The 7,689-nt window shown below is 74.2% G+C and carries 7 protein-coding genes; 3 read left to right on the top strand and 4 right to left on the bottom strand.

Features of this window, described 5'->3' with window-relative positions:
• Positions 1 to 148: 148 nt before the first annotated feature.
• Together ACGFZW_RS05620 and ACGFZW_RS05615 are read right to left on the bottom strand one after the other, a co-directional pair.
• Positions 149 to 964: a class I SAM-dependent methyltransferase gene (locus tag ACGFZW_RS05620; RefSeq protein WP_393891730.1), complete on the bottom strand. Its 816-nt coding sequence runs from the start codon at positions 962 to 964 to the stop codon at positions 149 to 151.
• Positions 965 to 1,117: 153 nt separating this feature from the next.
• Positions 1,118 to 2,602 (bottom strand): bifunctional phosphatase PAP2/diacylglycerol kinase family protein, encoded by a 1,485-nt coding sequence (locus tag ACGFZW_RS05615; RefSeq protein ID WP_393891729.1) that lies wholly within the window; start codon positions 2,600 to 2,602, stop codon positions 1,118 to 1,120.
• Positions 2,603 to 2,747: 145 nt separating this feature from the next.
• Between ACGFZW_RS05615 and ACGFZW_RS05610 the strand changes: the two genes are divergently transcribed.
• The 3 genes from ACGFZW_RS05610 (at position 2,748) to ACGFZW_RS05600 (ending at position 6,102) form a co-directional block, all read left to right on the top strand.
• Positions 2,748 to 3,206 (top strand): GNAT family N-acetyltransferase, encoded by a 459-nt coding sequence (locus tag ACGFZW_RS05610; protein WP_393891728.1) that lies wholly within the window; start codon positions 2,748 to 2,750, stop codon positions 3,204 to 3,206.
• A 245-nt stretch (positions 3,207 to 3,451) separates the two neighbouring features.
• Positions 3,452 to 4,663 carry an aminotransferase class I/II-fold pyridoxal phosphate-dependent enzyme gene (locus ACGFZW_RS05605; RefSeq protein WP_393891727.1) on the top strand — a complete coding sequence of 404 codons (1,212 nt, stop codon included), beginning with the start codon at positions 3,452 to 3,454 and terminating at the stop codon, positions 4,661 to 4,663.
• A gap of 182 nt (positions 4,664 to 4,845) precedes the next feature.
• Entirely contained in the window at positions 4,846 to 6,102 is a 1,257-nt protein-coding gene (locus ACGFZW_RS05600; protein WP_393891829.1) for an MBL fold metallo-hydrolase, read from the top strand.
• A gap of 28 nt (positions 6,103 to 6,130) precedes the next feature.
• Here the strand turns inward: ACGFZW_RS05600 and ACGFZW_RS05595 are convergent, their stop codons facing one another.
• On the bottom strand, positions 6,131 to 6,793 hold the full coding sequence (locus ACGFZW_RS05595; protein WP_393891726.1) for a DedA family protein: 663 nt from the start codon (positions 6,791 to 6,793) through the stop codon (positions 6,131 to 6,133).
• Positions 6,790 to 7,572, bottom strand: a complete 783-nt coding sequence (locus ACGFZW_RS05590) for an MBL fold metallo-hydrolase (RefSeq protein ID WP_393891725.1) — start codon at positions 7,570 to 7,572, stop codon at positions 6,790 to 6,792. The genes ACGFZW_RS05595 and ACGFZW_RS05590 overlap by 4 nt, the downstream gene beginning before the upstream one ends.
• Positions 7,573 to 7,689: the final 117 nt, after the last annotated feature.

Here is a 7,689-nt window from a genome sequence, read left to right as displayed (position 1 = left end):
CCCGCGCGCCACGTCGTTGTGCCACACCTACTCACAAACCCGGTAAAAAATTGTTTTAACGCCGGGGGGGGGGGGGGGGTGGCCCCTTCGGGGCCCCCCCCCAACCCCCTCCCGTCCCGAAGTGGCTCCGGCGGTGGCTACGCCGCTGTCAGACGCGGCACAGGATCTCGCCGTGCAGAACCGCGAACCAGCCGTCCTCCTTGGCGGCCCACTCGCGCCAGGCGCGGGCGATCCGGTCCAGCTCGTCCGCCGTGGCGTGACCGCCGTCCACCGCGTTCCGCGCGTAGGACGAGGCGACCGTGCGGTCCGCCCACAGCTCGCCCCACCAGGACCGTTCCTCGGGTGTGCGGTAGCACCAGGTGCCGGTGGTCACGGTGACCGCGGCGGGGTCGAAACCCGCCTGGCGGGCCCAGGCGTGCAGTCGGCGTCCGGCGTCCGGCTCGCCGCCGTTGGCGCGGGCCACGCGCAGATACAGCTGCTGCCAGTCCGCCATCCCCGCGACGTCCGGGTACCAGGTCATGGCCGAGTAGTCCGCATCGCGGACAGCGACGATTCCGCCGGGCTTGGTGACGCGGCGCATCTCGCGCAGCGCCTGCACGGGGTCGCCCACGTGCTGCAGTACCTGATGGGCGTGGGTCACGCAGAAGGAGTTGTCCGGGTAGTCCAGTGCGTGGACGTCCCCGACCGCGAAGCGGACATTGTCGATTCCGCGCGCATCGGCGGTGGCGCGTGCCTGCTCCAGCACGGCGGGGGCGTGCTCCAGTCCGGTGACCTGGCCGTCCGGTACCAGCGCCGCCAGGTCGGCGGTGATGGTGCCCGGGCCGCAGCCGATGTCCAGGATCTGCATGTGTGGCAGGAGTGAATCCACCAGGTACGCGGCCGAGTTGGCGGCGGTGCGCCAGGTGTGTGAGCGCAGTACGGACTCGTGGTGGCCGTGTGTGTAGACGGCGGATTCCTGCGGCATGGCCGACTCCTTCGCGTTCCCGGGAGCGGCGGTCGGTGTGGCACGACGCCATGCCGCCGACTGCCGCTCGGCGTGCGCGGGGGCCTACCGGGCACGCCTTTCGGTGTGGTGGTCACACCGTACGCGGGGATCTCGCATCATGAGAGTCTGATCTCACCATTCGGGCAGCAGGCGGTAGACCGTCAGTGCCTCGTTCTGCTTTTCCAGGGTCAGTCGACTTGGTGCCGCGTTCACTTCGCCGTCGAAGGCGAGGTCCGTGCCCGGTGGCAGGTCCTCGATCCGCAGCCCGCGCAGCCGGGCCTCGCTGAGCACCGGGGAGTGCCGCGCGGTGCCCATCAGCGCCGCGGCCAGCAGCCTGGTGCGGGCCAGTCGGCCGCCGTGCACCACCCGCACGTCGAGCACGCCGTCCGCCAGGTCGTGCCGGCGCACCGGAGCGAGGCCCAGACCCCGGTACTGGCAGTTGCCGACGAACAGCATCCATACGGCACGACGCTTGCCGTTCACGTGCATCGTGAGCGGCTCCGCGGTGCGCAGCACCTCCCAGGCGGCGAGCACGCCCGCCGGCCAGGCGCCGATACGGCCCGCCCACTTCTCCCGGATCCGCACCAGTTCCGGATAGGCGCCGATGGAGAAGGTGTTGAGAAAGACCTGCGCCTCGCGGTGCGGCCCGGCGCGGAACCGCGCCACGTCCACCGCGACCGCCTCGCCCGTCTCCACGGCGCGCGCCGCGTCGCCGTAGGTCTCGATCCCCAGGTCGTAGGCGAAATGGTTGTGGGTGCCGCCCGGCAGCACCGCCAGCGGGAGACCGTGCCGCAGCGCGACAGCCGCCGCGGCGTTGATGGTGCCGTCGCCACCGAGCACGCCCAGGGCGCCGTTCAGCTGCCTGGCCCGGTCCGCGGCGTCTTCGAGGAGCTTCTCCAGCGGCTGCGCGTCCGGCCCGCCGCACTCGCGCACCTCGGCCTGCGGCAGCACCCCGTGCACCTCCTGGGCGCGGTCGGGGCGCGGGCCACCACGCTGCCCCGAGCCCGCGTTCGCCACCACGACCAGACCGCGCCCCCCGGGCAGCGCGGGCGCGTCAGCCTGCGGCCGTGCGGGCGGCGCCAGCTGCGCACGGGTGGGGGCGAGGCCGCGCACCGCGAAGGCCGCACCGGCTCCGAGAGCCGCGCCGGCCAGCACATCGCCCGGGTAGTGGACGCCCGTGTAGATGCGCGAGAACGCCACCGACGCGGCGACCGGTGCCAGCGCCAGGCCCCACCACTTGTTCTCGAAGGCGACACCGGTGGCGAAGGCCACTGCCGACGCCGAGTGGCCGGAGGGGAAGGAGGAGGTGAAGGGCTGACGGCCGAGCTGCCGTATGACGGGCACCGTGTCCAGCAGCGGCCGCTCACGGCGTACGGAGCGCTTGCCGAAGGTGTTCACCGTCGCCGACGCCACCGCCAGTGAGGCCACCCCGCGCAGAGCGGCCCGGCGGGCGGGCCGGCCGCCGAGCGCGGCCGCGCCGGCCGCGATGCCGAACCACAGCAGTCCGTGGTTGGCGCTGCGGGTCAGCCTGGGCAGCACCCGCTGGGCGCCGGGCCACTCGCGAGTGGCGACCCGTTCGAAGGTCCGCCGGTCGAGGTTGGTCAGAAGCGTTCGCATGCGCCACCTTGTACCCCAGCCGGGGCGCCGCAGGCCACAAAAGCGCCGCTCGCGGCGTCGCCTGTCTCACACCGGCGTGCGTCCGTGGCCCGGACGGGAGAGAAAACCGGGTGACGGTCCCGCCCGGCTGTGCTTGCATGCCCCGGTGATCAGGAGACGCGGAAACGGTGACCTCGACGCCCTGGTGGCCGTCCTCGCGGAGGTGCACTCCCACAGCGGCTACCCGCACCACTGGCCCGCCGACCCGGCGAGCTGGCTGACCCCCGGAGACCTGACCGCCGCCTGGGTCGCCGAGGTGGACGGCGCGGTCGTCGGCCACGCTGCGCTCTGCGGACGGGAGATCAGCCGGCTGTACGTCGCCCCCGCCGCCCGGGGACGGGGCCTCGGCATGAGCCTTCTGCGCGGCGTCGAACAGGAGGCGGTGGCAAGCGGGCTGCGGCCCGTGCTGGAGGTGAAGACCACCGACATCTCGGCCATCGCCCTCTATGAGCAGCAGGGTTGGGTCCGCCGGGCGACCGAGCGGCAGGACTGGGGCGCGGGGGAGACGGTCGAGGTCCACCGGTACGAGGCGCCGTACCGCGCGGCTCCGGTCGCGGACGAGTGACCGCCGTGGCCCACGAGGCGCCCGGCGCGTCCCGGGTAACGTTCCCGTCCGGGTCCTGCCAGTGTCGTACGCGCGAGCGAACCGTTGCCCCATACGGCCCCGGCCCTCCGCCGCGCCGCCCGGCACCACCCCCGGCCGACGTGTCGCCCCCCACCGCCACGGCCCCGATCTGCAAAGGTGGACGGGGCCCGTCCCTCGTGTGAGGGCCCACGATCGACCTGCCGTCGTGGAGTGTGGAGGTACGGATGCAGCGGACCGTCCATGATCCGCAGCGCGAGCCGGACCCGGACCCGCCGGTGGGCCTGCCGGTCCTTCCGGACCTCGCCGCGCACCTCTCCGCCGCCGCCGGCCGCACCGAACCCGAACCCCCCGGCGGCGCCCTGCCGCTGCGCACCGCCGGCTGCGGCTACTGGGAACGCCGCGGCCTGGTCACCGCCCCCGACCGGGTGCTCGCCGCCCCGGGCGCACCGACCCTGCTCCTCGCGCTGTTCGCCGCGACAGGCGGCGCCGTGGTGCTGCCGCGCCCCTGCTCGCAGTGGTACGCGCCACCCGCCCGGCTGCTGGGCCGGCCGGTGCACCTCGCGCCCGTGCCCCCCGAATCCGGCGGCGTGCCCGACCCTTTCGCGCTGCTGGAGACCGTACGGCGGGCCCGGATGCACGGCGACACACCCCGCGTCCTGGTCCTCTCCGTCGCCGACGATCCGACCGGCACCTGCCCGCCGCCCGAGCAGCTGCACGAGGTCTGCGAGGCGGCGGCCGAGGAGGGCCTGTGGGTCATCAGTGACGAATCGCGCCGCGACCTGCTGCACGATCCGCACGACACGGTCGTGCTCAGCCCCGCCGAGATGCTGCCCGCCGAGGTCGTGGTGCTGACCGATCTGCGGGCCACCCTCGTGCCCGCGTCCTGGCCCGTGGCGCTCGCCCGGTTCCCGGCCACCGACAGCGGCGCGGCGCTGCGGGCGGCCGCGCATCACGCACTGTCCGGCCTCGGCGGCCCGCTGTCCGGCCCGATCGCCTGCGCCGTCACCCATGCGCTCGGCGAACCCGAGCCCGTACGCACCAGGACCGCCACCGCCGCCCGGGTGTACGGCACGCTGACCGCGGCGCTCCACCGGGCCCTCTCCGACGTCGGTGCCGTGTGCCGCCCTCCGCACGCCGGCAGCCATCTGTACGCCGACCTCGACCCGCTGCGTCCGCCCCTGGCCGCTCGCGGTATCACCGATTCCGTGGCACTGGAGCGGGAGTTGGCGCCCTGGGCGGGCCGCGGTGGGCACCGGTTCGGGGACGACCCGGGCGCCCTGCGGGTGCGGCTGGGAGCCGAGGCGCTCCTCGGTGCGGACACGGAGCTGCGGCAACGCGCTCTGGACGCGGCCGACCCCCTGCAACTGCCGCATGTCGAGCAGATGTTGACCGCACTGTCCCGGGCGCTGGCCGGGCTCGCGGCCCCGGACGGCTGAGCGCACGCGTCCCGCCGCAGCACGCAACAGCCCAGCCCCCAGCCCGTTTCGCATCAGCCTTGGTGCCCACCGAATTGGAGCCGTCGATGACCGAACAGACCGAGCGCTCCAGCGCGGGTTCCGCACCGGGCGAGCGCCGCCCGGCGGTCGAACGGAGCGCGCTGAACGGTCCGTTCGAGGCAATGCAGCCTGCGGCCGCGATGTCCTCGGCCGAGACGGCGTTCCCGGCCGAGGACGGTACGGGCGGGAGCGGGGTGGACGACGAGGCCACCGCGACGGCCGTCGGCGTCGAGGCGCCGCACGGCATCGATGGCGTGCGCCACGGCGGGCAGGTGCGTGTCGTCGAGCCCGCCCTCCCCGCCGAGGGCCTGGCTGGTCCGGCGACCGACCGTCCGGCCACCGCGTACCCACCCGTGAGCCCCGGTGCTCCAGTCCTCCCGCCCGTCCCCCCGCCACCGTTGCCCGAGCCCCGCCCGCTGGGGGAGCCCCGCAGCTGGCCGCGCGACTTCACCGACCGGTTGACGGCACCGCTGCCGGGCGTCCGCGCGCTCGCCAGGATCGCCCGGGAAGGCAAGCTACGACCTGCCCCCGAAGCGCTCCGCCAGATCACCGAACTCCCCTTCGCGCCGGGTTCGTTGCCGGCAGCCGGCCCCACGACCGTCGCTCTCACCTGGGCCGGGCACGCCAGTTGGGTCATCCGGATCGGCGGCCTGACCGTTCTGACCGACCCGGTCTGGTCCCGCAAGATCCTCGGCACCCCGGCCAGGGTCACACCTGTCGGCGTCCGATGGGAGGATCTGCCTCCCATCGACGCGGTCGTGATCAGCCACAACCATTACGACCACCTCGACGCCCCGACGCTGAAACGCCTGCCGCGCGAGACCCCGCTCCTGCTCCCCGCCGGACTGGCCTCCTGGGCCAGGCGCCGCGGTTTCACCCAGGTCACCGACCTCGACTGGTGGGAGGGCGTCGAACTGCCCGCCCCCGGGGGCGCCGTACGCGTCGACTTCGTGCCGGCCCACCACTGGAGCAAGCGGACCCTCACCGACACCTGCCGCTCCCTGTGGGGCGGTTGGGTGCTCACCGCGCCCGACGGGCGGCGGATCCACTTCGCGGGGGACACCGGCTACGGCCACTGGTTCGAGGAGATCGGCCACCGCTACCCCGGTATCGATCTGGCGCTGCTGCCCATCGGCGCCTACGACCCGCGCTGGATGCTGCGACCGGTGCACACCGACCCGGAGGAAGCCGTCCGGGCCTGCCAGGACCTCGGCGCCCGGAGCCTGGTGCCGATGCACTGGTCGACGTTCCTGCTCTCCGCCGAGCCACCGCTGGAGCCGCTGCACCGCGTCCGCGCCGCGTGGGCCGCCACCGGCCGTGCCAGGGAGGACCTTTGGGACCTGCCGGTCGGTGGGTCCCGGGTCCTCGACGAGGTATGAGGACGTCGCCGACCTGCGCACAGCTTCTTCAGTTCGACGTGCCGCCGCGGTGCCCGCCGTGCCTGTCCTGCCCGTCGGCCGGCCTGACGCGCCGCCAGAGCGCCGGTGCCGCGCCGAGCGCGAGCGTGAGGCCGACGGCCGCGGCCACGCCCTCCCACGGCTCGCTGAACAATGAGCCGCCCAGCAGGCCGATGAGCTGGTACGTCGCGGCCCAGGCCAGACAGGCCGGGATGTCGCCCCGGACGAACCGCCGCAGCGGCATCGCGGACAGCAGACACGCGAGCATGATCGGAATCCGCCCCGCCGGGACCAGCCGCGACAGCACCAGGACCAGCACGCCGTGCTCCCGAAGCTTGTGCCGGGCCCGGGCGAGCCGCTCCGGCGCGGCCCGGGCACGGAGCCGCTCCAGCCAGCGGGAGCCGTTGGAGGAGTGGACACCGCGCTGCCCGAGCCAGTACAACCCGATGTCGCCGAGCAGCGCGGCGCACGCCGCCACACCGAAGACGATCAGCAGCGAGAACGGCGAGGTGTGGTGGAAGGCCACCACCGCCGCCGAACTGACCAGCGCGCCGGTCGGCACCACCGGCACCAACGACCCCAGCACCACCAGCAGGAACAGCGAGGGATAGGCCACCGCCTGCTGTGTGGACTCCGGCGGCACACTCCGCGCCAGATCACCGAGGAGCGTCATCGGGCCACCACCGGCCGTATGCGCTCTCCGTGCCCGGGACGGTGCACCCGCACCTCCGGAGCGACCAGAGCGCTCTGCCGTTCGAACTCCTGGCCCGGCGAGTGGAATTCGTGCGGCCGTACCGCGTCCATGCCGATCGGCCAGTACGTGCCGTAGTGCACCGGGACGGCGCTGCACGGCGCAAGCCGGGCCGCCGCCTCTGCCGCACGCCGCGCGTTCAGATGGCCGTGACCGAGGAACGGGCCCCAGCCGCCCACCGGAAGCAGTGCCACCTCGCACACACCGACCTCGTCGGCCATCTCGTCGAACAGCCCGGTGTCCCCTGCGAAGTAGGTCCGGGCCGCGCCCTGCACGACATAGCCGAGCGCGGGCACCCGGTGCGGGCCGTACGGCAGCCGCCGCCCGTCGTGCGCCGCCCGCACCGCCCGCACCGTCACCGCCCCGGCCGCGACCTCCTCACCGGGCAGCACCTCGGTGACCCGCAGGCGCCGTTCAGCGGCGACCCGCCGCAGACCCGCCACCGCCGCCATCGCCCCGCGCGGCACCACCAGCCGGGTACCGGGAGCGAGACGGGCGAGCGACGCCGGATGCAAGTGGTCGGCATGCAGATGAGAGACCACGACGAGATCCGCCCGCGCGGCCTCCGGTGGAGGCAGGGCGCCACGCCGTCGCCGCAGATGCGCCAGCCGGCGCACGAACAGCGGGTCGGTCAGCACCCGCACCCCGGAGTCCTCGACCGTCACAGTGGCGTGCCCCCACCAGGTGACCTCCACCGGCATCGATGACCTCCCGTCCCGTCGCTCTCTCCCGATCCTCCACCATGCACCCGCAAGCAGGGGCCGGGTGCCCGAACGGCTCGCGGAGCCCGAGCGGTGGCCGCTCGTCCCTCCGACGGT

This window comes from Streptomyces sp. NPDC048248 (assembly GCF_043201875.1).
GTDB lineage: Bacteria > Actinomycetota > Actinomycetes > Streptomycetales > Streptomycetaceae > Streptomyces.
Note: the sequence above shows the minus strand (reverse complement) of the source record. Positions and strands in the feature narration are given on the sequence as shown.

What these genes read in the sequence shown, in the direction of transcription:
- ACGFZW_RS05620 (WP_393891730.1), bottom strand. Translation starts at nt 964, where the DNA reads ATGCCGCAGGAATCCGCCGTCTACACACACGGCCACCACGAGTCCGTA.
- ACGFZW_RS05590 (WP_393891725.1), bottom strand. Translation starts at nt 7,572, where the DNA reads ATGCCGGTGGAGGTCACCTGGTGGGGGCACGCCACTGTGACGGTCGAG.
- ACGFZW_RS05605 (WP_393891727.1), top strand. Translation starts at nt 3,452, where the DNA reads ATGCAGCGGACCGTCCATGATCCGCAGCGCGAGCCGGACCCGGACCCG.
- ACGFZW_RS05595 (WP_393891726.1), bottom strand. Translation starts at nt 6,793, where the DNA reads ATGACGCTCCTCGGTGATCTGGCGCGGAGTGTGCCGCCGGAGTCCACA.
- ACGFZW_RS05600 (WP_393891829.1), top strand. Translation starts at nt 4,846, where the DNA reads ATGCAGCCTGCGGCCGCGATGTCCTCGGCCGAGACGGCGTTCCCGGCC.
- ACGFZW_RS05615 (WP_393891729.1), bottom strand. Translation starts at nt 2,602, where the DNA reads ATGCGAACGCTTCTGACCAACCTCGACCGGCGGACCTTCGAACGGGTC.